This is a genomic window from Streptomyces sp. CNH287 (assembly GCF_000424825.1).
Window position 1 is genome coordinate 352,702 of the sequence record NZ_AUKQ01000006.1, and the last position, 25,657, is coordinate 378,358.

General features: G+C 73.0%; 21 protein-coding genes. 18 read left to right on the top strand and 3 right to left on the bottom strand.

The genetic code is table 11. The features are described 5' to 3' along the window. Positions 1-68 precede the first annotated feature (68 nt). The 9 genes from H299_RS0110910 (at position 69) to H299_RS37545 (ending at position 9,917) form a co-directional block, all read left to right on the top strand. Positions 69-1,763 carry a glycerol-3-phosphate dehydrogenase/oxidase gene (locus H299_RS0110910; RefSeq protein ID WP_027748440.1) on the top strand — a complete coding sequence of 565 codons (1,695 nt, stop codon included), beginning with the start codon at positions 69-71 and terminating at the stop codon, positions 1,761-1,763. Beyond that, complete coding sequence (locus H299_RS0110915; protein WP_027748441.1) at positions 1,760-3,313, top strand: FAD-binding oxidoreductase; 1,554 nt, start codon at positions 1,760-1,762, stop codon at positions 3,311-3,313. Before H299_RS0110910 ends, H299_RS0110915 begins: the two co-directional genes overlap by 4 nt. A 228-nt stretch (positions 3,314-3,541) precedes the next feature. After that, positions 3,542-4,135: a glycerol-3-phosphate responsive antiterminator gene (locus H299_RS33440; protein WP_051262318.1), complete on the top strand. Its 594-nt coding sequence runs from the start codon at positions 3,542-3,544 to the stop codon at positions 4,133-4,135. Next, the gene (locus tag H299_RS0110925; RefSeq protein WP_027748442.1) at positions 4,132-4,449 is read left to right on the top strand and encodes a putative quinol monooxygenase; all 318 of its coding nucleotides are present in this window, start codon (positions 4,132-4,134) and stop codon (positions 4,447-4,449) included. The genes H299_RS33440 and H299_RS0110925 overlap by 4 nt, the downstream gene beginning before the upstream one ends. Next, positions 4,446-5,582, top strand: coding sequence for a zinc-binding dehydrogenase (locus H299_RS0110930; RefSeq protein ID WP_027748443.1), 1,137 nt, complete (start codon positions 4,446-4,448; stop codon positions 5,580-5,582). The genes H299_RS0110925 and H299_RS0110930 overlap by 4 nt, the downstream gene beginning before the upstream one ends. Positions 5,583-5,704: 122 nt before the next feature. Beyond that, entirely contained in the window at positions 5,705-6,505 is an 801-nt protein-coding gene (locus tag H299_RS0110935; protein ID WP_027748444.1) for a VOC family protein, read from the top strand. A gap of 315 nt (positions 6,506-6,820) precedes the next feature. Next, positions 6,821-7,933 (top strand): DUF6421 family protein, encoded by a 1,113-nt coding sequence (locus H299_RS0110940; protein WP_199782425.1) that lies wholly within the window; start codon positions 6,821-6,823, stop codon positions 7,931-7,933. Between the two features lie 109 nt (positions 7,934-8,042). Further along, positions 8,043-8,900 carry a DUF6202 family protein gene (locus H299_RS0110945; protein ID WP_027748446.1) on the top strand — a complete coding sequence of 286 codons (858 nt, stop codon included), beginning with the start codon at positions 8,043-8,045 and terminating at the stop codon, positions 8,898-8,900. 15 nt (positions 8,901-8,915) lie between these two features. Further along, the gene (locus H299_RS37545) at positions 8,916-9,917 is read left to right on the top strand and encodes a GNAT family N-acetyltransferase (protein ID WP_051262319.1); all 1,002 of its coding nucleotides are present in this window, start codon (positions 8,916-8,918) and stop codon (positions 9,915-9,917) included. Positions 9,918-9,949: 32 nt separating this feature from the next. On the opposite strand, the gene H299_RS0110955 is transcribed toward H299_RS37545, so the two are convergent. Beyond that, positions 9,950-10,837 carry an ATP-grasp domain-containing protein gene (locus H299_RS0110955; RefSeq protein ID WP_027748447.1) on the bottom strand — a complete coding sequence of 296 codons (888 nt, stop codon included), beginning with the start codon at positions 10,835-10,837 and terminating at the stop codon, positions 9,950-9,952. 239 nt (positions 10,838-11,076) lie between these two features. Between H299_RS0110955 and H299_RS0110960 the strand changes: the two genes are divergently transcribed. The 8 genes from H299_RS0110960 to H299_RS0110995 all read left to right on the top strand — a co-directional run bounded on the left by H299_RS0110960 (position 11,077) and on the right by H299_RS0110995 (position 21,917). Continuing rightward, positions 11,077-12,771, top strand: a complete 1,695-nt coding sequence (locus H299_RS0110960) for an AMP-binding protein (protein ID WP_051262320.1) — start codon at positions 11,077-11,079, stop codon at positions 12,769-12,771. Next, positions 12,768-14,288: an MFS transporter gene (locus H299_RS33450; RefSeq protein ID WP_051262321.1), complete on the top strand. Its 1,521-nt coding sequence runs from the start codon at positions 12,768-12,770 to the stop codon at positions 14,286-14,288. The genes H299_RS0110960 and H299_RS33450 overlap by 4 nt, the downstream gene beginning before the upstream one ends. Beyond that, on the top strand, positions 14,285-15,496 hold the full coding sequence (locus H299_RS33455; protein ID WP_078512626.1) for an NAD(P)/FAD-dependent oxidoreductase: 1,212 nt from the start codon (positions 14,285-14,287) through the stop codon (positions 15,494-15,496). Before H299_RS33450 ends, H299_RS33455 begins: the two co-directional genes overlap by 4 nt. A gap of 49 nt (positions 15,497-15,545) precedes the next feature. After that, the gene (locus H299_RS33460; protein ID WP_051262322.1) at positions 15,546-18,623 is read left to right on the top strand and encodes an amino acid adenylation domain-containing protein; all 3,078 of its coding nucleotides are present in this window, start codon (positions 15,546-15,548) and stop codon (positions 18,621-18,623) included. Between the two features lie 39 nt (positions 18,624-18,662). Beyond that, on the top strand, positions 18,663-19,661 hold the full coding sequence (locus H299_RS0110980) for an aldo/keto reductase (RefSeq protein ID WP_027748449.1): 999 nt from the start codon (positions 18,663-18,665) through the stop codon (positions 19,659-19,661). Beyond that, complete coding sequence (locus H299_RS0110985) at positions 19,658-20,425, top strand: sulfotransferase-like domain-containing protein (protein ID WP_078512627.1); 768 nt, start codon at positions 19,658-19,660, stop codon at positions 20,423-20,425. The genes H299_RS0110980 and H299_RS0110985 overlap by 4 nt, the downstream gene beginning before the upstream one ends. Before the next feature lie 31 nt (positions 20,426-20,456). Beyond that, a complete protein-coding gene (locus H299_RS0110990; protein ID WP_027748451.1) occupies positions 20,457-21,278 on the top strand; it encodes a family 3 encapsulin nanocompartment shell protein in 822 nt (273 codons plus the stop codon). 246 nt (positions 21,279-21,524) lie between these two features. After that, entirely contained in the window at positions 21,525-21,917 is a 393-nt protein-coding gene (locus H299_RS0110995) for a helix-turn-helix transcriptional regulator (protein ID WP_027748452.1), read from the top strand. Positions 21,918-21,963: 46 nt separating this feature from the next. On the opposite strand, the gene H299_RS0111000 is transcribed toward H299_RS0110995, so the two are convergent. Further along, positions 21,964-22,467: a universal stress protein gene (locus tag H299_RS0111000; RefSeq protein WP_051262323.1), complete on the bottom strand. Its 504-nt coding sequence runs from the start codon at positions 22,465-22,467 to the stop codon at positions 21,964-21,966. Between the two features lie 129 nt (positions 22,468-22,596). Then, on the bottom strand, positions 22,597-24,339 hold the full coding sequence (ctaD, locus tag H299_RS33465) for an aa3-type cytochrome oxidase subunit I (RefSeq protein WP_486587239.1): 1,743 nt from the start codon (positions 24,337-24,339) through the stop codon (positions 22,597-22,599). Between the two features lie 256 nt (positions 24,340-24,595). Here ctaD and H299_RS0111015 point away from each other — a divergent pair, with 256 nt between their 5' ends. Continuing rightward, the gene (locus H299_RS0111015; protein ID WP_078512629.1) at positions 24,596-25,522 is read left to right on the top strand and encodes an NAD(P)H-binding protein; all 927 of its coding nucleotides are present in this window, start codon (positions 24,596-24,598) and stop codon (positions 25,520-25,522) included. The last annotated feature ends 135 nt before the right edge of the window (positions 25,523-25,657 follow it).

Consider the following 25,657-nt stretch of genomic DNA (forward strand, 5'->3'; position numbering starts at 1 on the left):
GCCGAGGCCGAGGCCCAAGACGCCGAGGCCACCGCCGAGCGCACGGAACGAAACACCCTGGAGCTGATGTGATCACCCTGCCCGCCCGCAAACCGCGGCGCGCCGCCGCCGCGGCGGCCCGCCGCGAGCCCCTGCTGCTGGACCGCGCCGACGCCAAGCGCCGCCTGGCCGACGAGACCTACGACGTCCTGATCATCGGCGGCGGCGTCACCGGCGCCTACGCCGCGCTGGACGCCGCCGCGCGCGGGCTGCGCACCGCCCTGGTGGAGAAGGACGACTTCGCCTCCGGCACCTCCTCGAAGTCCTCGAAGATGGTGCACGGCGGACTGCGCTACATCGAGCAGGGGAACATCAACCTCGTCCGGCACTCCCTGCTGGAGCGCACCCGCTTCCGCAAGAACGCCCCGCACCTCGTCCAGCGGCTGCCGTTCCTCTTCCCCATCCTGGAGCAGGAGGGCGTCTTCAGCCCCAGGCTCGCCAAGGGGTTCGAGGGCCTGCTGTGGACGTACGACCTGGTCGGCGGCTGGCGGATCGGCAAGCTGCACCAGCGGCTCACCGTCGAGGAGGTGCTCGCGCACGCGCCCACGCTGCGCGCCGACCACCTCAAGGGCGGGCTGCTCTACTTCGACAGCCGCACCGACGACGCCCGGCTCACCCTCACCCTCGTGCGGACGGCCGCCGCGCTCGGCGCCACCGTGCTCAACGGGGCGCGCGCCGACCGGCTCTTCACCACCCTCGGCAAGGTCTCCGGGGCGGCGGTGACCGCGGACGGCGAGACGGTCGAGATCCGGGCGCGGGCCGTCGTCAACGCCACCGGCGTCTGGTCCGACACGCTCGACAGCCTGGCCGACACCGGCCACCGGCCGCAGGTGCGCCCGGCCAAGGGCGTGCACATCGTGGTCCCGTGGAGCAAGATCCGCAACGACTGCACGGTGACCGTCCCCATCCCCGGCCGGGCCCGCCGCGCGACCTGCACCCGCTGGGGCGACACCGTCGTGCTGGGCACCACCGACACCGACTACCAGGGCTCCTGGGACGACGTGCACTGCACCACGCGGGAGATGCAGTTCCTCCTCGACGGCGCGAACACCGCCTTCGACACCAAGCTGACCCCCGACGACGTGGTCGGCAGCTTCGGCGGCCTGCGCCCCCTGGTGGGCGGCAAGGAGGGCGCCACCCTCGACATGCGCCGCGACCACCACATCACCGTCGGCGCCTCCGGCATGGTCACCGTGACCGGCGGCAAGCTCACCACCAGCCGCCACATGGGCGAGCTGGTGATCGACAAGGTGCTCACCGTCCTCGGCCGCAAGGCGCGCAGCCGCACCGCCTCCCTCCCGCTGGTCGGCGGCGCCGGGTACGACGCGGAGGCCGTGGCCGCCTCCGGCGGCCTCGCCGCCCACCTCGGCGAACGCTTCGGCACCGAGGCCCGCTTCGTGCACGACCTGATCGCCGAGGACGCCGCGCTCGCCGCGCCGGTCGTCGCCGGACTCCCGTACACCCGGGCCGAGGTCGTCTACGCGGCCCGCGCCGAGATGGCCCGCTCGGTGGACGACGTGCTCGCCCGCCGCACCCGCTCCCGGCTCTTCGCCCGGGACGCCTCGGCGGCAGCCGCCCCCGAGGTCGGCCGCCTGCTCGGCGCGGAGCTGGGGCTGACCGCCGAGCAGGTCGACCGGCAGGTCGCCGACTACCTCGCCTCCGTACAGCACGAGAAGTCCGTCCTCCTGGACGGACCCGCAGGACCCGAAGGAGCAGCAGCATGATCAGCCGCCAGTCCATCACCAACCCCTTCAGCCGTGGCGAGTACGTCGTCGGCGCCCCCACCCCGCCGCGCTGGGGCGACGCCACGCCGCCCGGCGACGGGCCCGCCTCCCTCCAGGGCGAGGTCGTCCACGTGTCCGAGGAGGTGCTCGACGCGCTGCGCGGCGCCGCGCGGGCCGTGCACACCGAACGCTCCGAGGTCGTGCTGCGCACCCGCGACTGGTGGGCCGGTTCGATGATCGGCGAGACCGACGGGAACCCGGCGACCCCGGACGCCGTCATCGTGGAGGCGGCGGACGAGGACCAGGTCGCCGCCGTCCTGCGGATCTGCCACCAGGCGGGCGTCCCGGTCACCGCCTCGGCCGGCCGCAGCAACGTCACCGGCGCCGCGCTGCCGGTCTTCGGCGGCGTCGTGCTCGACCTGTGCGGCCTGGACCGCATCCTCTCCTTCGACGCCGAGTCGAACGTGGTGGACGTGCAGGCCGGCATGTTCGGCGACCTCTTCGAGAAGGAGTTGCAGGAGAGCCACCAGGTCACCACCGGGCACTGGCCCTCCGCCTTCGCCCTCTCGACGGTCGGCGGCTGGATCGCCTGCCGCGGCGCCGGCCAGCTCTCCACGCGCTACGGCAAGATCGAGGACATGGTCGTCGGCATCGACGTCATCCACGCCGACGGCACCAAGGCCACCTACGGCGACTACTCGCGCGCCGCGACCGGCCCGGACCTGCGGCAGCTGTTCGTCGGCTCCGAGGGCACCCTCGGCGTCATCACCTCGGCGCGGCTGCGGGTGCACCCGCTGCCCGACTACGCCAAGGCGCTGGCCTTCGGCTTCGAGACCTTCGAGCAGGGCCTGGACGCCTGCCGCAAGATCCTCCAGCGCGGCGCCACCCCGGCCGTGCTGCGGCTGTACGACACGCTGGAGAGCAAGGTCCACTTCGGCCAGGAGGACACCAACCTGCTGCTCATCGCCGACGAGGGCGACCCCGAGCTGGTCGACGCCACGCTGCGGGTGAGCCGCCAGGTGTGCGAGGAGTACGGCCCCGAGCTGGACAGCGAGGCCGTCTTCGCGCGCTGGCTGCACGACCGGATGCTCACCGGCAAGTCCTCCGACGGCTTCGAGCCGGGCCCCGGCTTCGTCGCCGACACCCTGGAGATGGCGGCCTCCTGGGCCATCCTGCCCGCCCTCTACGACGAGGTCGTGGCGGCCATCCAGTCCGTGCCCGGCACGCTGGCCGCCTCCGCGCACCAGTCGCACGCCTACACCGACGGCGCCTGCGTCTACTTCTCGCTGCGCGGCGACGTCGAACGCGGCGAGCGGCGCACCTGGTACCGGGCCGTCTGGGACGCGGCGAACGCCGTGCTCGTCCGGCACGGCGCCGCGCTCAGCCACCACCACGGCAGCGGCCTGCTGCGCGGCCCGTACCTGGCGGACGCCCTCGGCGCGGGCTTCGACACGTACGTCGCCGTCAAGCGCGCACTCGACCCGGAGGGCATCCTGAACCCAGGCAAGCTGGGACTGCCGAGCCGCTTCGGTACGCCTCCGCTGAGCTGATCCGGTCAGGGTGTGTCCCCCGCACGGCGCTCCCCAGGCGCGGGTGCCGGGGACACGCCTCTCCTCCACCCCAGGCAGGACCCAGTGAACCCCAGCCCCAGCCCTTCCCCGTCACCCAGCCCGTCGCCGCCGAACCCGGGCTCCGGCTCCGGCGCCGCCTCCGCGTCCGCCTCGCGGGGGCGGTCCCAGCTCCCGCCCCGGCTCGCCGCGGCGTTCACGGAGGTGCCGATGATCGCCTCCATCGTGGGCCCGCAGCTGCTGCGGCGGTTCGTCGCCTCGCCTGCCTCCGTGTGCATCCTCGCGTCGATGTCGGTGGGGCAGCTGCCGCAGATCGTGCCCGCGCTGGGCCGGGCGGGGAAGACGGCGTTCGTGAACGTCGACAGCAGCCCCGGCCTGGCCCAGGACCGCGGCGCGCTGGAGTTCCTCAAGGCGATGGGCGCGCACGGCATGGTCAGCACGCGGCTCTCGCTCGTCGAGAAGGGCCGCCCGCTGGGGCTGCTGACCATGCAGAAGGTCTTCGTGACCGACCGGTCCAACCTGCGCCGCAGCACGGACGCCATCGCCCGCGGCATGCCCGACCTGGTCGAACTCATGCCCGCCCCGATCGTCGCCCACATGAGCGCGGCGGCCCAGCGCGCGATGACCCCGTTCGTCGCCGCCGGATTCGTGGAGACGGCCGAGGACGCCGCCACCGCCCTGGCGCTCGGCGCCGCCGCCGTGGCCACCTCCGACCCCGAGCTGTGGCAGCTGCGCCGCGAGCAGCTGACGGCTCCCGCACCCGCGCCGGGGTCCCGCCCCGACAACAGGAGAAAAGCACCATGACCCACGTCGTCGTCGCCCGCTACCGCAGCCTGCCCGGCCGGGAGGAGGAGATCCTCGCCCTGCTCGCCGAGGTGGCCCGGGCGTCCCTGGCCGAGCCGGGCTGCCGCCAGTACCGGGTGCACCAGGGCACCGAGAACCCGCGCGTGCTCGTGCTCTACGAGGAGTACGACGGCGAGGCGGAGTTCACCGCACACTGCGCCTCCGACCACTTCCAGCGGATCGTACTGGGCCAGGTCGTCCCGCTGCTGGAGCACCGCGAGGTGACGCGCTGCGCGCCCGCGGGGGCCGGTGACGGGCAGGGGGGCCGGTCGTGAAGATCGCCGCCGCCGTCCTGCGCGAGGTCGCCCGGGAGCGCCCGTACGGCACCACCCGCCCCGTCGGCATCGAGGAGGTCGAACTCGGCGCACCGCGCGAGGGGGAACTCCTGGTGCGGGTGGCGGCAGCCAGCCTGTGCCACTCCGACCTGTCCGTGGTCAACGGCGACCGGGTGCGCCCGCTGCCGATGGTGCTCGGCCACGAGGCGGTGGGCGTGGTCGAGGAGACCGGGCCCGGCGTACGCGCCCTGCGCCCCGGCGACCACGTCTCACTGGTCTTCGTGCCCAGCTGCGGCCACTGCGCCCGCTGCGGCGAGGGCCGTCCGGCGCTGTGCGGCACGGCCGCCGCCGCCAACGGCGCGGGCGGCCTGCTGCACGGCCCCTCGCTGCTGCGCGGCGCGGGGGGCGAGGTCGTCCACCACCAGCTGGGGGTCTCGGCGTTCGCCTCGTACGCGGTGGTCGCCCAGGAGTCCGCCGTGCGGATACCCGAGGACGTGCCGTTCGGCGTCGCCTCGATGTTCGGCTGCGCGGTGCTCACCGGAGCGGGGGCGGTCATCAACACGGCGGGCGTACGGCCCGGCCAGTCCGTCGCGGTGCACGGGCTCGGCGGGGTGGGGCTGTCGGCGGTGCTGGGCGCGCGGGCGGCCGGCGCGTGGCCGATCGTCGCGCTCGACCCGGCCCCGGCCAAGCGGGAGCTGGCCCTGGAGCTGGGCGCCTCGCACGCGTACGCGCCCGAGGACGCCGAGGCGGTGCGGGAACTGACCGGCGGCGGCTGCGAGTTCGCCGTCGAGGCGGTGGGCAGCCCGGCGGTGATGGCGGAGTGCGTACGCGCGGTGGCGCGTGGCGGCACCGTCGTCTCGGTCGGCCTCCCGGCCCCGGACCGCACACTCGAAGTGCCCGCGCTGGCCTTCGCGGGGGAGGGGAAGTCGCTGCTCGGCTCCTACATGGGCGACTCCGTGCCGCAGCGGGACATCCCGCGCTACCTCGACCTGTGGCGTGCCGGCGCGATGCCGGTGGAGCGCATGCACAGCGGCACCGTGCCGCTGGACGGGCTCAACACGGCCCTGGAGGAGCTGGCCACGGGGGCGGCGATCCGCCAGGTCATCGACACCTCGGGCGACCTGTCGGTCTAGGTCGCCCGGCTCGGCGGGGCCCTGCCGCCTCACCGTGCGGATGCCCGGGGCGGGTGCCACGCTGGAGGCATCGGCCGCGACCGGTCGTGCGCCTCGCGCCTCGCGCCTGAAGGGAAACGATCATGATCACGACTGACTTCGTTCCCGGCTCGCCGTGCTGGCTCGACATCGGCGTGCGCGACGCCGCCGCGGCGTCGGCGTTCTACGGCGCGGTGTTCGGCTGGCGGGTCGCCCCGTTCGGTCCCGAGTCGGGCGGCTACGGCCTCTTCCAGCTGGACGGCCGCACGGTGGGCGCGCTCGGGCCGCTGGAGGGCGACGAGGCCCGCCCGGCCTGGATGATCTACTTCAGCACTCCGGACGTGGACGCCGCCGCCGGTGCGGCGGATCGGCTGGGCGGCGCGGTCCGCGTCCCGCCGACGGAGGTGGCGGGCGCCGGGCGGCTGGCGCAGTTCACCGATCCGGTCGGCGGCGAGTTCGCCGTCTGGGAGGCCGCCGGGGTGCCGGGGCTGGTCGCGGTGGACGAGCCGGGCTCGCTGTGCTGGGTCGAGCTGTGCACGACGGACGCGTCGGCCGCGAAGCCCTTCTACCGGGGCCTGTTCGGCTGGCAGGCAGCCGACATGCCGATGCCGGGCGGCGCCGAGGGGACGTACACGCTGCTGACGCCCGCCGGTGCGGGCGAGGAGCGGATGCACGGCGGCATGGTCGAAGTGCCCGCCGAATACCTCACGTTGACTGGTGGCAGGCCGTACTGGCACCCCGTCTTCGCCACCGCCGACTGCGACGAGACGGTGCGCGGGGTCACCGCGCACGGCGGGGCCGTGCAGTTGGGGCCGGAGGACGCCCCGGGCGTCGGGCGCCTGGCCGTCTGCACCGACCCCTCCGGCGCGGAGTTCGTCGTCCTCACTCCCGTCCCGGAGGGCTGACCCGCAGCGCAGGGCCGACCGGCCGCGGGCGCGGCGGACATCGGGGGAGGTAACCCCCCAGATTTCGCTGGGTAGTTGGGCCTGGAAGGCATTTTGCCGAATCCCACGATGCGAGATCTGGTCAGGCTCCACCGGCGCGGTTAGGCTCCTGCTTGGCCACTGGGATTTCGGTGGTCACCACCTTGCGGGGCGGAATTCTCGGTAGCGGAGCGTGCAGGGAAGAGAACCCAGTGCAAGTCGGTGCGGAAGCAAATGCAACCGGCTGGTGCCGTACGCCGAGTCGCGACCTGGGTGGGTAGCCAGGAGGGGCGTGCGATGGACGAGATGGACTCGGTGTTCGCCGAGGTTGACGCATTGCGGAAGGGGCTTCCGGAACGAGCCTCGTATCGTGACGAGGAGACCCTGCGGGAGCTGGCACGCCGGATCGAGGGCACGAGATATCTCTCCCGGCAGCCGATCGCCCGGTCTCTCGTCGAGGACCTTCGTTCCTTCACGCCCGGAGGGCGCCTACGGGCGACGAAGGAGCACATCAACGGCCGCCGGGACGGCCATATCTTCTCGCTCTTCGACGCCTCGTACTTTCCGAAGCTGTCACTGGACTACCTGACCTACGAGGAACTGCCCGCGGACCCGCATCTCGCCGAGCACTATGCGAGCAACACGGCACCGGTGCGCATCACCGGAAGGTCGGCGGGATTCCGTTCCCGGGTGGTGGTGGCGCTCTTTCCGGAGAACCACATCGACGGCTTCCAGGACCCCGACGACCTCATCTTCTACTTCATCGACAAGTTCGTCGAACGGCACAACCGGATCACCCGCGGCATGATCGGCGAGGTGATGGCCGAGGGCAGCTTCCCGCTGATCCAGGGCGCGCCCGACGCCGTCGTCGAGCAGGCGTCGTCCTGGTGGGTGCGGCTGCACGAGTACCACCACCGGCAGGGCGACATGCCCATACCCGACTTCCTCGACGCGAAGAAGTACAAGCCGCTGGCCGGGCTCGAGGAGCTGCGGGTGGACGTCTCCGCGATGCTCGCGCTGCTGGGCGACGAGAAGCTGCCGCGCCGGGAGGCGCACACCGCCTACGAGTACATCCTGTCCGAGCGGCTGCTGCGCTACGCGGTCGAGGGAATTCCGCGGCCCAACTACGACGCGGTGGCGTCGCAGCTGCTGTTCGGATATCTGGAGCGGCACGGGGGTATCCGGGTCGAGGACGCGGTGATCTCGCTGGCGCCGGAGCTTCCCGAGGTCCTGGAGCGGTTCCTCGGCGAGATACACGCCATCGAGTCGCATATACACCAGGAGCCGGTGGCGGACGTACGGAAGCGGCTGATCGCGTTCACCGACCAGTACACCGACTACGACCCGGTGGCCCGTGACTACCGTTACGTGCCGTTCTTCGCCGAGGTCAAGCAGAAGCTGGGGATCTGAAAGGCGACCGCTCGCAGCGCCGGGCTCTTGCCGTGCCATATGGAAACCCGTAGTGAAACCCGTAGTGAATCCAGTAGCGAGTGCCGTCTCGCCCGTACCAGGAGCGATTATGACCACTGCCGTTGAATTCTCCACAGCCGATCGCGACGCGCTCGACGAGCGGGTGGACAAGGAGATCGACAGGGCGCGTTTGCGGCGCGCCGACAACAATTTCTTCCGCAATGCACGCAGCGTGGAAACCGTCGCACCGCAGGCCGGTCTTGATGTCGCGGTCTGGTGGCGGGTGATGACGAAGAGCTTTATGTTCAGCACCCTCGCGGGACTCGGCACGATGGCCCGTACGTTCGCCACCCGGGAAGCGCCGACGCGCGATCTGCTGGGCGCGTTCCAGACCGTGTACCAGGTCATCGGCGACGACCTCGACAACGCGGCGCCGGAGTTCAGCGCGGTCGCCCCGAGCGGCCCGGCCGGCATCCACTACGTGTGGTGGGACGACACCATCGTCGCCCCGCTGGCCGCGCGCCTCGGCAGCCAGGCGCAGCGGAGCGCCGAGGAAGTACCCGCCCCCATCGCGGACTTGCTGGCCAACATGGAGCGGCTCGCCGACTCCCCGCTGGGCGCCGCCGTCCAGCTCCGGGTGGTGGAGACCATCGCGCTGGACATCGCCGTGGGCTTCCGGCGGATGTACGCGAAGGTGTGGGTGGACGGCGAGAAGGTCTTCGGCGAGGCCGGCCAGTTCGCCTGGATCGACGCCCACATCAAGGCGGAGACCGTGCACGCCGCGCAGGTCAGCGATGACGAGACCGGCATGACGACGATGGTCACCACCGAGGCGGAGGCCGCCGAGTTCGAGCGGCTGGTGGCCGAGTACGTGGACAGCTGGTCCGGCGCGCTGGAGTGCTTCGCGGGCCGGCTGGCCCACTCCGCGCCGGAGACCGCCCCGCAGTCCGCGACCGCGACGGCCTGAGCGGGGGACCGCACGTTGGACATCGTCGACCGGTACGGTCTCACGCTGGCTCTGGTCGAGCCCGGGGAGCTGGCGGACCAGCCGTGGCTGCGCGCGGACCGGCCGGTCGATGTCGTCCGGCTGCCCGATCCGCCCGCGGCGCGCTGGGCCGAGCTGGCCGAACGGGGCTTCGTCCACAAGCCGTCGGTACTGACCTGGCTGTCCGCGCTGGGCCCCGACGAGGACACCCACCTGGCCGGGCTCCACCGCACGGTGCGCCGTTCCGTACGGACCGCCCGCCGCGAGACGGCCGCGGCCGGGCTGCGCGAGGTGGTGGAGGACCCGGTGACCCCGGCCTCGCTGGACCGCTTCTTCGCGCTGTACGGGGCGCGGGTCTCCGAGATGCGCCACGGCGTGCCCTTCGCACTGGACTACCGGGACGCGGTGCTGCACGGACCGCGCAGGTTCTTCGGTGTCTTCGCCTACCAGGGCGACGAACTGGCGGGCGGCGTCCTGCTGCTGGAGTGCCCGTCCGTGGACCTGCTGGTGCTGCGCTTCTCGGCGGTCAGCGCCCGGTGGCGCCGCTCCAGCCTGGCTCGCCCGCTCTATCTCGCGGCGATGCGGGCCGGGCGGGAACGCGGTTACGGCCGGGTGTCCATGGGGAACGAGCCGAACCTGCTGGGCCATCTCACGCAGCCGGGGCTGCTGCTGTTCAAGGCGGGGATGGGCTTCCGGCCGGTGCCCTCGCAGGAGTGCGCCGATCCGCAGGGCGGTGACGAGGCGGATCTCGTCCTGCGCCTGGGCACGCTCAGCGACCCGACGCTGATCCTCGGATACGCCGGGCAGGCGGCGGGAGCCGCGCAGGCGGGCGGTCCGGGCTCCGGGCACTCCGGTCCCCGGCCGGGCCGGGGCCTGGCGGGCCACCTGTTCTGCGAGGCGCCCGTGGACACCGGCCTTTACCACGCGCCGTTCCTGGAGTCCCTGCACGTACGGCCCCCCGGCCCGCCCAAGGGCCACGACCGCACCCCGCCGCCGTGACGGGGCCGCCGGGCGGCCCCGCGTCGCGCGGGTCAGGCCGCGGCCCGCTGCTCGACCCACTCGTACACCCCGCTCAGCACCCGCCGGTGCTGCTCCCGCCCCATCAGGGAGAGGAAGCCGGGGACGGGGTTGACCTCGAGGACCACGTAGCCGTCCCGGGTCGGCAGGATGTCCAGCCCGGCGAGGGTCATCCCCATGGCGCGGGTGGCGCGGAGGGAGAGGTCCACCAACTCCTGCGCAGCGTCGATACGTTCGTAGCTCGCGCCCTCCACCGTCTTGCACCGCCAGGAGCCCGCGGCAGGCAGCTTGAGGAGGTTGAGCGGGGTGGCCTCTCCCGCCACCACGATCCGGTACTCGCCGCCCTCGGTCGGGTAGTACGGCTGGCACACCAGGGTCGGGAAGCGGGCGAGCAGATCCTCCACGAGCGCCTTGTCGGCACCCGGGTCCTCGACGCGTTCCACGTCCATCCCGCGGTAGCCGAAGGACGGCTTGAGAATCACCGTGCCCCACGCGGCGCAGGCCGACTCGACGTCGGCGAGCGACATCACGGACCGCACCGGCGGTACGGGCACCCCGGCCGCGGCGAGCCGCTGTGCCATCAGGAATTTGCTGTAACCGGTCACCCAGACGTCTGCCGGGTCGAACAGGCGGGGGCCGGGGACGTTGCTGAGCATGGTCAGCCGCTCGACCCGGTCCTGCCAGTCGTCACCGTAGAGCTTGCACCGGTTGATGATGGCCTGAAATGACTCCGCGGGCTCGCCGCGCAGCGTCAGTGAGGGCCCCTTCGGGCCCGGTTGGTACGCGATGTCCTCCAGTGTGAAGAAGGAGGTCTCGTGTCCCCGTTCACGGCCGAAGTCGGTGAGATGGGGGCCGTCGGGATCGATGCCGGAGTAGTCCCAGCCGAGCACGCCGATCTTCACGATGCCTCCCAGAACTTCCGCGCCGCGCTGCCCGGAAGTCGCGTTCAGGTGCCGTCCGGGTGAGCCTGACCTGCGTCCAAGTCGTTGTCAAGTGGTATGGCACAGCGTTGAGTTGGGACTTGTGCGGGACGAAACAGCGTCCGTGCAAAGGGGTTCCACGAGCCTCCCGGCATCCCCTAGGCTCGCCGCTCGTTGGGCGTTGCCCAGGTCGAGTTCGCTCGCGTTCGAGAGGTGCCGCAGTGGGTAAGTGGGACACGCTGGTCTTGCCGGAGCCCTCCCGGGCCGCCGCCTATCGGGCGGCCGGCTGGTGGCGCGAAACCACCTTTCTGGACGACCTGTCCGACGCCGTCCGCGACCGCCCCGGCCACCCCGCGGTGATCGCGTACGAGGGCCGTTCCCGGGTCCGCGAACTGAGTTACGCCGACCTCCAGTTGTACGTCGAGCGATTCGCAGCTGCACTGAGTGAACTCGGAGTGGGTCGGGGTGACGTCGTCGCGCTCTACCTGCCGAACCGCTGGGAGCTGACGGCGCTCTACCTGGCCTGCTACCGGCTGGGCGCCGTGGCCACCCCGGTCATCCCCGCCCTGGACGTGCGCGAGCTGAGCCATGTGCTGCGGGAGAGCGAGGCGCGGGTCTGCGTCACCGTCGACCGCTTCCAGGACATCGACTACGGCGCCCGCCTCCAGGAGGCTGCCCCGCCATCCCTCGCGCACCGGGTGGTGTGCGGCGACGCCGAGGCGACGGGTGCGCTCGGCTTCGACGAGTTCTTCGTCCGCACGCCCTGGGAGGAGCGCCGCAGCGTCCCCGAGACGGACCGGCTGGGTCCCGACGATCCGGCGCTGCTGCTCTACACCTCCGGTACCACCGGGCGGATGAAGGGCGTGGTGCACAGCCAGAACACCCTGCACGCGGCGGTCCTCGCGGTCTCCGTCCCGCACCGGCTCACCGGCGGCGACGTCATCTCCATCCCCAACTTCGCCACCCACATGGCGGGGCTGTCGTACGCCTGCTTCATGCCGCTGCTGCTGGGCGCGACCTGCGTCGTGCAGGACGCCAACCGCGACATGGAGCTGCTGCTCGACCTCATCGCGCGGCACCGCGTCACCTGGGCGTACGCCTCGCCCGCCTACCTGCTGGACATGCTGGACGCGCAGGGCAAGGAGCCCCGGGACACCTCCAGCGTGGTGCAGATCGTCTCCGGATCGGCGCCGATCCAGCCGCAGTTGATCGCCCGCATGCGGGAGGTCTTCGACATCCCGGTGCGGGCGCTGTGGGGGATGACGGAGAACGGCGCGGTCACCGTCACCCGCGACGAGGACCCGGAGGGGTGGGCGGGGCACAGCGACGGGCGCGCGGAGCCGTCGATGGAGCTGCGGGTCGCGCCGGAGGCGGACGCGGAGGCGGACGTTGACGCCGACTCGGACGTGGACGCGGACGCCGGCGGCGGGCGGCTGCTGGTGCGCGGCGCCTCCCAGTGCCTCGGCTACCTCGGCCAGCGCGAGGTGTACGAGGCGTCCGTGGACGAGGACGGCTGGTTCGACACCGGCGATCTGGCCCGCGACGACGGCCGCGGCGGCATCCGTATCGTCGGGCGGTCCCTGGACCAGATCACCCGGGCCACCGGACAGAAGGTCTCCACCCTGGAGGTCGAGTCCGTGCTGATCCGGCACCGGGGCGTGCGCGAGGTGGCACTCGTCGGCTACCCGGACCCGCGCGTGCCCGGCGCGGAACTGGTCTGCGCCGTGGTGGTCGCCGAGGGCGAACCGCCCACCCTGGAGGAGCTGCGGGACCATCTGGCCCAGGAGAGGATGGCCGAGGTGCTCTGGCCGGACCGGGTGCAGTTCGTCTGGGAGCTGCCCAAGAACTCGCTGGGCAAGCTCCTCCGCCATCCGCTGCGCCGGCGTCTCGAGATCGAATACGCCACCCACCGATGACCGCGGACGGAGCCCGGCGGCGGGCGGTCGCGCTCGCCGTCATCTCCACGGCCCAGCTGATGTTCCTGCTGGACGCCACCATCGTCAACGTCGCACTGCCGGAGATCCAGGGCTCGCTGCGGCTGCACGGCTCCGACCTGGAGTGGATCGTCGCCTCGTACTCCGTCGCCTTCGGCGGGCTGCTGATGCTCGGCGGGCGGGTCGGCGACATCCTGGGCCGCCGGCGGATGTTCACGGCGGGCGTGGCGGTGTTCACCGCGGCCTCGCTGCTCGGCGGGTTCGCCGACGAGCCGTGGCTGCTGATCGTCTGCCGTACGGCGCAGGGCGTCGGCGCCGCCGCGGCCTCGCCCGCCGCGCTGGCGCTGATCGCGGTGACCTTCCCGCAGGGCCCGGAGCGCAACCGGGCGGTGGCCTGGTACACGGCCGTGGCCACGGCGGGCGGCGGGGTGGGCCTGCTGGCCGGGGGCGTGATCACCGCGTATCTGTCCTGGCGCTGGGTGATGTTCGTGAACGTGCCGATCGGGATCGCGGTCCTCGCCCTGTCCTGGCGGGTGCTGGGCGAGACGCCGCGCCGGCGCGGCGCGTTCGACGTGGCGGGGGCGCTCACCGGCACACTCGCCGCGCTGCTGCTGGTGCACGGCCTGATCAGCGGCGGCGCCGAGGGCGGCCACTGGGGTGACGTGACGGTGCTGGCCGCGCTCGGCGCCGCGGTCGTGCTGCTGCCGGTCTTCGTACTGGTCGAGAAGCGCGGCAGGCAACCGCTGGTGCCGCTGCGGCTGTTCGCCGACCGGACGCGGTTCGGCACGTACGCGATGCTCGCGCTCACCAACACCGCGATGTTCGGCATCTTCTTCTTCCTCACCCTCTTCCTCCAACAGGTCTGGGACTACAGCCCGTTGGACACCGCGCTCGTCTACATCCCGCTGACCTGCCTGCTCGTGGCCGGCGCGAAGGCCAGCTCCCGCCTGGTCGCCCTCATCGGCGCCCGCAACCTGGTGTGCTGCGGCCTGCTGACCGCCTTCGCCGGGATGCTGTGGCTCTCCCGGATCGGGGAGGCCGAGGGGTACGCCACCGGGATGCTGGTGCCGACCGTGCTGACGTACGCGGGGCTCAGCGTGACCGGCGTACCGCTGACCCTGGCAGCCCTGGCGGACGTGGCCGACGAGGACTCCGGCGCCGCCTCCGGCCTGCTCACCATGGCCCGGCAGATCGGCGGCGCCACCGGGCTGGCGGTTCTGGGCACCGTCGTGTGGTCGACGGTCGGCGCGGCGGCGGACACCACCTTGGCCGAGGAGGCCCTGGCCGACGGCATCGGCCGGGGCTTCCTGGTGGCCGCCGGATTCGCCCTGCTGTCGCTGCTCGTCGCCCTGCTCACCATGGAACGGGACGTACGGGGCGACCGCGATGGCGACGGCGACCGCGCAGCCCCGGCCGAGGTGCCGACCCCGACCACGCCTCCGACCACGCCCCCGACTTCGCCTCCCGCCCCGCCCTCGACCCCGGCCGGGCAGCGGTGAACGCCGCGCCGGGCGCGGGCACCGCCGCCGCGCCGGGGGCCCGCGCCGGGGCCGCCGACGGGACCCCGACCGGAGCCGCCGCCGACTTCCTGGTCATCGGCGGCGGCATCGCGGGCGCCGCCGCCGGGTACTTCCTCGCCCCGCACGGCCGCGTCGTCCTCCTGGAGGCCGAACGCGCGCCGGGCACGCACGCCACCGGACGCTCCGCCGCGCTCTTCTCCGAGTACTTCGGCAACACTGCCGTACGTGCGCTGACCGTGGCCGCGCGCGCCTTCTACGCGCGCCCGCCCGCCGGTTTCGCCGCCGCCCCGCTGCTCACCCCGCGCGGGGTGCTCGCGCTGGAGACCCCGGGCACCGGCGCGGAGTTCGAGGCCGCGCTCGCGTCCGGCGCCACCGCACCGCAGCCCGCCGCCGAGATCGGCCGGCGGCGGGCGCTGGAGCTGTGCCCGGCGCTGCGACCCGACGCCTTCGGCCGCGCCCTGTACAAGCCGGGCGCCTGCGACATCGACGTGGACGCCGCGCACCAGGGCTTCCTGCGCGGCCTGCGCGCCGCGTCCGGGAGCGTGGTGACCGGCGCCCGGGTACGTGCGCTGATCCGGCGGGCCGGGAGCTGGCGGGCGGCCACGGACGCGGGCGAGTTCACCGCGCCCGTAGTGGTCAACGCGGCCGGCGCCTGGGCCGACGAGGTGGCCGGGCTCGCCGGCGTCCCCCCGGTGGGCCTCGTGCCGCGCCGCCGCACCGCCGCGCTCGCCCGGCTGCCCGCCGGACACGACGTGCGGGGGTGGCCGATGGTCTCCGACGTGGCGGACACCTTCTACGCCAAGCCGGAGTCCGGCGGCCTGCTGCTCTCCCCGGTGGACGACGAGCCCGCGCCGCCCGGCGACGTCCGCCCCCGCGACCTGGACGTGGCCGCCGCCGTCGACCGGTTCGAGGCGGTGGCCCCCCTGGGCATCCGGCACATCGGCCACGCCTGGGCCGGACTGCGCACCTCGACGCCCGACGACACCCCCGTCCTCGGCCCCTGCCCGCACGTCCCCGGCTTCTGCTGGATGGCGGGGCTCGGCGGCTACGGCATCCAGACCGCCCCCGCCGCCGGTGCGCTGCTCGCCGCGCTCGCCACCGGCGGCACGCTCCCGTCCGCGCTCGCCCCGCTGGTCCCGCAGCTCACCCCGCTCCGTGGCCGCGCTCCCCTCCGCGAGGAGCGGTGAACCCACCACCTCGCGCCGTCCCCCTGTCACCCGCAGAGAGTTCGGAGACATGTCGGAAACCATCTGGCAGACCGCCGGCAGCCGCGTGGACCACGGCCCGTACCGCCCCGTGCACAGGCTCATCGAGGAACAGACCGACCGGACCCCGGACCGCCCCGCGCTGACCTTCCGAGGCACGGCGGAGACCACCTGGACGTACGCGGAGTTCGACGCGCTCGCCAACGGCCTCGCCGCCGACCTGCTGGCGACCGGTGTCGGCGCCGGCACCGTGGTGCCCGTGGTGACCGGCAACAGCCTCGAACTGCCCCTGTGCATGGTGGCGTTGATGAAGGCGGGCGCCGCCTTCGCGCTCTGCGACCCCGCCTGGCCGGAGGAGCGGCTGCGGTCGGTGCTGGCGGAACTGGACGCGCCGCTCGTACTCACCTCGGGGCCGCTGGTCTGCACCGTCCGCCCCGCGTACGTCGTCTGCGCCGACCGGATCACGCCCAGCACCGTGCGCCCCGGCGCAGGGGGCACCTCCCCCCACCCCGCGTCGCCGGGCCCCGACCAGCCGGTCTACGGGGTGTTCACCTCCGGCACCACGGGCACGCCCAAGTGCGCGGTCAACCTGCACGGCGGACTGACCAACCGCTTCCGCTTCATGTCCCGCCACTTCGGCGCGACCGGCGACGAGGTGGTCCTCCAGAACAGCCGCCACACCTTCGACTCGGCGATCTGGCAGCTGCTGTGGCCGCTGACGACCGGGGGCCGCACCGTCATCCCCGAACAGGGCGACTTCCTCGACCTGGAGCGGACCGTCGAGGCGATCCACCGCTACCAGGTCACCGTCACCGACTTCGTCCCCGCCATCCTCGGCATGCTGCTGACCCTGTTGGAGGCCGAACCCGAGGCCGCAGGCAAGGTGGCCTCGCTGCGCCAACTGGTCGTCGGCGGCGAGGAGATCATCCCGCACGCCGTGCACCGGCTGCGCGCCCTCGTCCCCGGCCTGGAGATCACCAACGGCTACGGCCCGTCCGAGACCTCCATCGGCATGGTCTTCCACCGGATCGACGGCGGCGAGGGGGACCGCATCCCCCTGGGCCGCCCCATCGACAACTGCTACGCGCTGATCACCGACGACGCGCTGCGCCCGGTGCCGCCCGGCACCACCGGCGAGATCCTCGTCGGCGGCGCCTGCGTGGGCGCCGGATACCTGGGCGACCCGGCGCGCACCGCCGAGGTGTTCGTGCCCAACCCCTTCCCGCGGATACCCGGCGACACCCTCTACCGCACCGGCGACCTCGGCTGGTTCGACGAGGCCGGGCTGCTGCGCTTCACCGGCCGCCGCGACCGGCAGGCCAAGGTGGACGGCGTACGGATCGAGCTGGCCGAGATCGAGACCACCGCCGAGGGCTGCCGCGGCGTCGTCCAGGCCAAGGCGCTCACGCTGCGCCGCCACGGCCGCAACCGGCTGGTGGTCGCTGCGGCGGCCGAGGAGGACACCACCCCGGCGGACCTGCGCGCCCACCTGGTGTCCACCCTGCCGCGCATCCAGGTGCCGCAGCACTGCTTCGTCCTGGAGAGCCTGCCGCTCACCGACAACGGCAAGGTCGACCTGCGGGCGCTGCGGCTGCTGGTGGAGGGGAAGTTGGCCTCGGAGGCGCGCCCCGCCCCGTCGTCCGCCCACCTCACCGGCACGCTCGCGGAGCGCATCGCCGAGGTGATGCGCTCCGTCCTCGACCTCCCCGCCTTCGGCACCGGCGACGACTTCCTGCTGCGCGGCGGCGACTCGCTGACCGCCCTGGCCGCCCTGCTGCGGATCAGGCAGACGGCGGTACGGGCGGTGGGCCTGGCCGACCTCTACGCGCACCGCACCCCCGACGCGCTTGCGGCGGCCTTGGAGGACGCGGGCGGCGCGGAGGCGTCCGCGGCGGCCCCGCTCATGGAACACGACTCCGCCCTCCCCGCCGACCTCGCCGAACTGTGCGCCCAGGCGGGCCGGTTCACGGGCACCCCGGCCGCGCTGCCCCCGCGTACCGTCCTGGTCACCGGCGCCACCGGCTTCGTCGGCGCCCGGGCCGTGCACCGGCTGCTGTCGGCCACCACCGCACGTGCCGTGTGCGTGGTGCGGGCCCGCGACGACGCGCACGCCCGGGACCGGATCGTACGGACGCTGCGCGCACAGGGGCTGTGGAAGGAGTCGCTCGCCGCACGCCTGGAGGCACGCTCCGGCGACCTGGGCGCGCCCCGGTTCGGCTGGCCGCCCGGGACCTGGCAGGCGTACGCGGCCCGCTGCGACGCCGTGCTGCACGTCGGGGCCCTGGTCAACTTCCTGCTGGACTACCGGGCACACCGCCCCGCCAACGTCACCGGCACCGCCGAGGTGCTCCGCTTCGCCCTGACCGGGCGGCCCAAGCCGCTGCACCACGTCTCCACCCTGGGCGTGCTCGACCAGCACGCCGTGCACACGCCAGGCCGCCTCGGGGAGGACTTCGACCCGGCCGCCGCCACCGCTCCCAGCAGCGGCTACAGCCGCTCCAAGTGGGTGGCCGAACGGCTGCTGTCCGCCGCCCGGCGGCTCGGCGCGCCGGTGACGCTCTACCGCCTGGGCGAGGTCATGCCCGCCGCCGACAACGGCGTGCCCAACCCGCGGGCCCTCACCCACCTGCTGCTCTCCGCCTCGCTCCGCCTCGGCGTCCGGCCGGACGTGCCGATGCGCTCCGACTACACCCCGGTGGACGAGGCCGCGGCCCGCCTGGTCGCGGGCCTCGCCGAGCCGCCCGGCGGCGCCGTCTACCACGTGTTCCGCGACGGCAGCGTGGACTTCGCCGCGCTCGACCTGGCGGGCCCGGAACACGGGGGCGTCCTGCGTACGGTGCCGCCCGCCGAGTTCATGGCCGCGCTCTCGGCGGCGGCGGAGGGAGAGGTGGGCGGGGACGGCGAGCCCGCCGTCGCCGTGCTGCACGGCCTGCTCACCGCCCTCCCGGCCACCGGGCCCGGCGGCGTACCGGACTTCCGCCGGCTGCTGGCGGACAACCCCGGACTCTTCGCCAAGGAGGCGTGCACCGCCCTGGACGCGCGGCACGGCCTCCGCGAACGGCCGCTGGCGGCGGCCCTCGACGCCTACCGCACGACCCTCACCGCCTGACGGCCGTGAGCTGAGCAACAGTTCCGAGAGAGGACGACTGTGCACTACCGCACCTTGGGCCGGCTGGGCTGGCAGGTCAGCGAGATCGGCTACGGCATGTGGGGAATCGGCGGCGGCCCCGGCGGCTTCACCGGCTGGGACTACGACGTGGCGCCGGACTGCCTGGACCTGGCGGTCGAGAACGGCTGCACGTTCTTCGACACCGCCTGGATCTACGGCCGGGGCGTCAGCGAACAGCTGCTGGGCGCGCTGCTCCGGCGGCACACCGGCCGCACCGGCGAGGACCGCCTGCGGGTGGCCACCAAGATCCCGCCGCTGAACCGGGAGTGGCCGCCGGGACCGGAGGACACCCTCGACGACGTCTACCCGGCCGCGCACATCCGCGAGTACGTCCACCGCAGCCTGGAGAACCTGGGCACCGACCGGATCGACCTGCTCCAGTTCCACGTCTGGGAGGACCGCTGGAGCGGCGACGAGCGCTGGCAGCGGGCGGTCGCCGACCTCAAGGCGGAGGGCGTGGTCGACGGCTTCGGCATCAGCGTGAACCGCTGGGAGCCGGTGAACTGCCTGCGGGCCCTGGACACCGGCCTGATCGACGTCATCCAGGTCATCTACAACATCTTCGACCAGGCGCCGGAGGACGAGCTGTTCGCGCGCGCGCAGCGCGACGGCATCGGCATCATCGCCCGGGTCCCCTTCGACGAGGGCGGCCTCACCGGCACACTCACCCGCGACACCGTCTTCCCCGAGGACGACTGGCGGGCCGTCTACTTCGGCCCGGAGAACCTCGGCCCCACGGTGGACCGCGCCGAGCGGCTCACCGAGCTGCTGCCCGAGGGGATGACCCTGCCGGAGCTGACGCTGCGCTTCATCCTGCACCACCCCGCCGTGAGCACCGTCATCCCCGGCATGCGCAGGCCCGAGCACGTACGCGCCAACCTGGCGGTCTCCGGGGCCGCGCCCGCGCTCGACCCCGCGCTGCTGGACGCACTGCGCGCCCACCGCTGGGACCGGCGGCCCACGGCGTGGTCGATGTGAGCGTCATCGCGCTGTGGGCGCACCCGCGTGCGGTCTCCACGGCCTTCCTGCGGATGATGATCGAGCGGGGGGACGTGACGGTGGTGCACGAGCCGCTGGTGCTGCTCACCGACCACGGCGAGGTGGCCGTACCGGCGGCGGACGGTGCCGCGGCGGCGGACACCGGTGGGGCCGAGGGCACCGGTGGAGCCGAGGGCACCGTCACCGTACGCACCCCCGCCGCGCTCTTCGCCCAGCTGGCCGAACTGGGCTCCCAAAGACCGGTGTTCTTCAAGGACACCCTCGAATACCACTACCAGCACCTCTTCGACCACCCGGAGCGGATCGCCTCCTTCACGCACACCTTCATCGTCCGCGAACCGGCCCGCACGATCGCCTCCCACCACGCCGTCAAACCCGAACTGGCCTGCCACGAGATCGGCTACGAGCACCAGCACGCGCTCTTCGAGCTGGCCTGGAGGGTGACGGGAAACCGCCCCGTGGTCATCTCGGCCGAACGGCTGCTGGCCGACCCGCCCGCCGTCGTCGCCGACTACTGCGAGCGCGTCGGCCTGCCCTATCTGCCCGAGGCACTGACCTGGCAGCCGGGCGAACGCGCCGAGTGGCGCCAGAACGAGCGCTGGCACCGGGACGCGAGCGCCAGCTCCGCCTTCCGCGCCCCGGCGCGGGAGTACGAGGTGACCGTCGAGAACGACGCGCGGCTGCGCGGCTTCTACGAGCACCACCTCCCCTTCTACGAGCAGCTCCTCGCGCATGCCCGCTGAACACCGGACCCGGACGACTCAGGAGACCTGAATGACGAGCACGACACCGGCCACCCCTGGCGAGGAGTTCGCCCGCGCCTACCTCGCCGACCCGCAGAAGGCCGAGGTGCACTTCGACTTCACCCTCAGCGACGCCTTCAAGCCCGGCAAGCAGCGCCCCCGGATGACGGCCCGCAACCTCTTCCGCACCCAGCGGGCCGACACCGGCCCGGTGCGCTCCTGGCACGAGACCAGGCCGGAGGACCCGGCGGCCGGCGAGCGGCGCGAGGGGCGGCTGCGGGAGGAGGACTTCCGCTTCTCGCTGGCCGAGTACGGCATCGAGCCGGTCACCGCCTGGGCGCAGATCCCCGACGGCCTGGAAGCCGAACCCGAGGGCCTGGCCTCCTTCATCGACCGCAGGCTCATGGTGCGGCTGGGCACCGCCGAGAACCGCGCGCTCACCCTCGACGTGCTCCGGCACCCCGACGTGGCACGGCTGCCCTACACCGGCACCTACACCGCCGGGGTGCTCGCCGCCTTCGACGAGATAGAGCAGACGGGCGGCACCGGCCGTGCTCTGATGGTCAACCCCCGGGACTACTACGGCGAACTGGTGGGCGCCGGAAGCCTGCTGGGTGACCTCGCCCGCGAGGACGTGCAGCTGTGCCGCCACCGCCATGTGGCGCCCGGCTGCGCGCTGGTGGGGGACTTCGCCATGGCGGCGCGGCTGCTCGACGCGGGCCGATCGGTGATCAAGGTGGCGGAGCCGCCGGAGGGCACCTTCGACCGGCCGGGCACGGCGGTGTGCGCGCAGGTGTACGAGTCGGTCGCGGTGCAGCTGCCCACGCACTTCTTCCACGTGGTGCCCGCCTGACGGGCCGCCGCCCGCCGCGGGCCGGGGGAGGGGCCGCTCAGGGCTGCCCCGTGGTTCGCGGCGGGCTGGCGGCGGGCGGCGACTCCCTCTCCCGGCGGGCTCGCGGCGGCATGCGACTCCGTCTCCCGCGTTGTCGTCGGTCACCAGCCCACCAGGCTGGCTCCCTCCTCCGCCTTGGACACGAAGCCGCATGCCGCCGCTCCCTCAGCCACCGGGAGTTACGGGACAGCCCTTACGCTGCCCCGTATGCAGACCTACACGATCGGCCAGGCGGCGCGCCTGCTGGGCGTCAGCCCCGACACCGCGCGGCGCTGGGCGGACGCGGGCCGGGTCGCCACCCATCGCGACGACGCCGGGCGGCGCGTGATCGACGGCCGGGACCTGGCGGCCTTCTCCGTCGAACTGGGCCAGGGCGAGGACGAGGACGAGCCGTCCTACACCTCGGCACGCAACGCCTTCCCCGGCATCGTCACCGCCGTCAAGCTGGGCGACGTGGCGGCCCAGGTGGAGATCCAGGCCGGCCCGCACCGACTGGTCTCGCTGCTGACCCGGGAGGCCGTCGAGGAACTGGGGCTGGAGGTCGGCATGCGCGCGACCGCGCGGGTGAAGTCCACCAGCGTCCACATCGACCGCGCCTGACGAGACCGCGCCCGGGCCGGTCGGCCCGTGCGGGGCCGCGCCGCGCTCAGCCCGCGGCACCCTCGCTGTCGGCCGGGACGACCACGACGGGCAGGTGCGCGTGGTGCACCACCTCCGTACTGGTGGAGCCGAGCGTCAGCCTGCCCCACATGCCGGAGCCGCGGGAGCCGACGACCAGCAGTGCGGCGCCCTGGCTGACCTCCAGCAGCACCTCCGCCGGGCGCCCCGGCTCCGCCGTGACCTCCACCTCCACGGCCGGTCCGCCCAGCCGCTCCTTCAGCTGCCGCACCGAGTTGGTCACCTCCTCCAGCGCCTGCTGGCGCAGCTGCGTGTACAGGCTGCCGTCCGGGTCCGGGACGGTCATCCAGCCGTACGCCGCGTAGCGGTCCGGCGTGTAGAAGTAGGCGCAGACGGCCCGTACGGTGACCCCGCGCAGCTGGGCCTCGCGGAGCGCGAAGAGTACGGCCTGCTCGGCGTGCGGCGAGCCGTCCGTACCCACGACGATCGGGCGGCCTCCGCCGGTCGCGGCGCTGGGGGATGAGTCGGTCATGGTGAGCCTCCTGTCGGCGGTTCCTCGGTCTGGCGTTCCCTGCTCCGGTGTCCTTGGTTCCGTGTTCTTCGCGCGGGTGCTCCTTGCGCGGGTGCTCCTTGCGTGGGTGGTCCTTGATCCGCTCCCTGTCTAGCCCTCCCGCGTCTCCCCGTCCTGTTCACCCGGCGCGCCCGGCGGTCCGGTGCCCAGCGCGGCGGCCGTCACCCCGGACAGCGGCGCGGCGGGACCCTTGGGCCCCGGGCCCGGGTTCACCTCGATATCCGGGCGGTGCAGGTCCAGCGCGGGCGACTCGGAGCGCACGCGTGGCAGGACCAGGAAGTTGTGCCGGGGCGGCGGACACGAGGTCGCCCATTCGAGTGACCTGCCGTAGCCCCACGGGTCGTCCACCTCGACCTTCTTGCCGTACCGGGCGGTTTTCCACACGTTGTAGAAGAACGGCAGCAGAGAGAGGCCGAGCAGGAACGAGCTGACCGTGGAGACGGTGTTCAGGAAGGTGAACCCGTCGGCTGCCAGGTAGTCCGCGTACCGGCGCGGCATCCCTTCCACACCCAGCCAGTGCTGGACGAGGAAGGTGCCGTGGAAGCCGGTGAAGAGCGTCCAGAAGGTGATCTTCCCCAGGCGTTCGTCGAGCATCTTGCCGGTGAACTTGGGCCACCAGAAGTGGAATCCGGCGAACATCGCGAAGACGACGGTGCCGAAGACGACGTAGTGGAAGTGCGCGACCACGAAGTACGTGTCGGAGACGTGGAAGTCCATCGGCGGCGAGGCCAGGATGACGCCGGTCAGACCGCCGAAGAGGAAGGTGACCAGGAATCCGATCGACCAGAGCATCGGGGTCTCGAAGGAGAGCGAGCCGTTCCACATCGTGCCGATCCAGTTGAAGAACTTCACCCCGGTCGGCACCGCGATCAGGAAGGACAGCAGCGAGAAGAACGGCAGCAGCACGCTTCCGGTGGCGAACATGTGATGGGCCCATACGGTCACGGACAGCCCGGCGATGGCGATCGTGGCGCCGATCAGGCTGAGGTAGCCGAACATCGGCTTGCGGCTGAAGACCGGGATGATCTCGGAGATGATGCCGAAGAACGGCAGCGCGATGATGTACACCTCGGGATGCCCGAAGAACCAGAACAGGTGCTGCCAGAGCAGCGCGCCCCCGTTGGCCGCCTCGAAGACGTTCGCCCCGAACTTGCGGTCGGCCTCCAGCGCGAGCAGCGCGGCGGCCAGCACCGGGAACGCCATGATGACCAGCACGCCGGTCAGCAGTACGTTCCAGGTGAAGATCGGCATCCGGAACATCGTCATGCCGGGCGCGCGCATGCAGATGATGGTGGTCATGAAGTTGACCGAGCTGAGGATGGTGCCGAAGCCGGAGAAGGCCAGGCCCATGATCCACAGGTCCGCGCCGAGCCCCGGGGTGAACACCTCGCTGTTCAGCGGCGCGTAGGCGAACCAGCCGAACCCGGCGGCCCCGTCCGGGGTGAGGAAGGCGCCGACGGCGATGAGGGAGCCGAAGAGGTAGAGCCAGTAGGAGAGCATGTTCAGCCGGGGGAAGGCCACGTCCGGCGCGCCGATCTGGAGCGGCATGATCCAGTTGGCGAAGCCGGAGAAGAGGGGCGTGGCGAACATCAGCAGCATGATCGTGCCGTGCATGGTGAACGCCTGGTTGAACTGCTCGTGCGACAGGAGCTGGATGCCCGGCCGGGCGAGTTCGGCACGCATGAGCAGCGCCAGGACCCCGCCCAGCACGAAGAAGGCGAAGGTCGTCACCAGGTAGAGAGAGCCGATGGCCTTGTGGTCCGTGGTCGTCAGCCATCCGATCACCTTCCTTCCCCGGCTCGTCCGGACCGGGTCCGGGCGCTCCGCCGTCAGCTCCGCCGCTGTGCTGCCGGTCGTCGTCACCGCGACAACTCCTCGCCTCGATGGTCACGTGCACTGCGCACCGGACCACCATGGTCCTTTTTCACCCCCTTGCGGGTGTATTGCGGTGCGGCGAGTCGAGTGCTCGTGGGCGGGCCGGCGAAGCCCGGCCGTCCGGCCGCCGCCACGCGTACCCCCTGGACGCACGCGTATGCGGGTGAGTCCTGCGGCTATGTTCCGGTCCGCGCGGCGCGGCTGTACTGGACGCATGACGACGAACAGCGACATCACGCAGCACACCGAGCAGCCCGTCCGTACCGCCGAGTCCACCCGTACCGCCGAGCCCGTCCGCACCGATCGCTCCCGCCCGGCGGGGGGCGCCGCCGAGCACGGCACCACGCTGGTCATCGGCGGCACCGGCAAGACCGGCCGCCGCGTCGCGGAGCGGCTGACCGCGCTGGGCCGCCCCGTGCGGATCGGCTCGCGCTCCACCGCCACGCCCTTCGTCTGGGAGGACCCGGGCACCTGGGAGGCCGCACTGGAGGGCGTCGGCGCGGTCTACGTCACCTACTACCCGGACCTCGGCTTCCCCGGCGCCGCCGAAGCGGTGGGCGCCTTCTCCGAGTTCGCCGTCGGCAGGGGCGCGCGGCGGCTGGTGCTGCTCTCCGGCCGGGGTGAGGAGGGGGCGCGCGCGAGCGAGGACGCGCTGCGCGGCTCCGGCGCGGACTGGACCATCCTGCGAGCCAGTTGGTTCGCCCAGAACTTCAGCGAGAGCTTCTTCCTGGAGCCCGTGCTCGCCGGTGAGCTGGCGCTGCCGACCGGGGACGCGGTCGAGGCGTTCGTCGACGCCGACGACCTCGCGGACGTCGCCGTGGCCGCGCTGACCGGCGAGGGCCACGACGGGCAGATCTACGAACTCGCCGGGCCCCGGCTGCTCGGCTTCCGGGACGTGGCCGAGATCCTGTCGGCCGCGACCGGCCGCGAGGTGCGCTACGTGCCGGTCACGGTCGAGGAGTTCCGGACCGAGCTGAAGCGGCAGGGGCTGCCGGAGGACTTCGCCGACCTCTTCCGGCTCATCCTGGACGGCCGCAACGCACACCTGACCGACGGCGTGCAGCGCGCGCTCGGCCGGGCGCCGAAGGACTTCGCCCAGTACGCCCGCGACGCGGCGGCCAGCGGTGCGTGGGACGCCTGAGATGCCGTCCGCGCGGCGCGGGCGGCCGGTGGACCTGCGGCCCCTGACGCCGCACACCGCGCCGGACCCGTTCGCGCGCTGGGCGTACGTGGACGACCCCGGCCACGGGAGGTTCGTGGCCGGGCCGCCACGGGC

Coding starts and splice junctions, on each gene's coding strand:
- H299_RS0110915 (WP_027748441.1), top strand. CDS start 1,760: ATGATCAGCCGCCAGTCCATCACCAACCCCTTCAGCCGTGGCGAGTAC.
- H299_RS33440 (WP_051262318.1), top strand. CDS start 3,542: ATGATCGCCTCCATCGTGGGCCCGCAGCTGCTGCGGCGGTTCGTCGCC.
- H299_RS0110925 (WP_027748442.1), top strand. CDS start 4,132: ATGACCCACGTCGTCGTCGCCCGCTACCGCAGCCTGCCCGGCCGGGAG.
- H299_RS0110935 (WP_027748444.1), top strand. CDS start 5,705: ATGATCACGACTGACTTCGTTCCCGGCTCGCCGTGCTGGCTCGACATC.
- H299_RS0110940 (WP_199782425.1), top strand. CDS start 6,821: ATGGACGAGATGGACTCGGTGTTCGCCGAGGTTGACGCATTGCGGAAG.
- H299_RS0110945 (WP_027748446.1), top strand. CDS start 8,043: ATGACCACTGCCGTTGAATTCTCCACAGCCGATCGCGACGCGCTCGAC.
- H299_RS33450 (WP_051262321.1), top strand. CDS start 12,768: ATGACCGCGGACGGAGCCCGGCGGCGGGCGGTCGCGCTCGCCGTCATC.
- H299_RS33460 (WP_051262322.1), top strand. CDS start 15,546: ATGTCGGAAACCATCTGGCAGACCGCCGGCAGCCGCGTGGACCACGGC.
- H299_RS0110990 (WP_027748451.1), top strand. CDS start 20,457: ATGACGAGCACGACACCGGCCACCCCTGGCGAGGAGTTCGCCCGCGCC.
- H299_RS0110995 (WP_027748452.1), top strand. CDS start 21,525: ATGCAGACCTACACGATCGGCCAGGCGGCGCGCCTGCTGGGCGTCAGC.
- H299_RS0111000 (WP_051262323.1), bottom strand. CDS start 22,467: ATGACCGACTCATCCCCCAGCGCCGCGACCGGCGGAGGCCGCCCGATC.
- H299_RS0111015 (WP_078512629.1), top strand. CDS start 24,596: ATGACGACGAACAGCGACATCACGCAGCACACCGAGCAGCCCGTCCGT.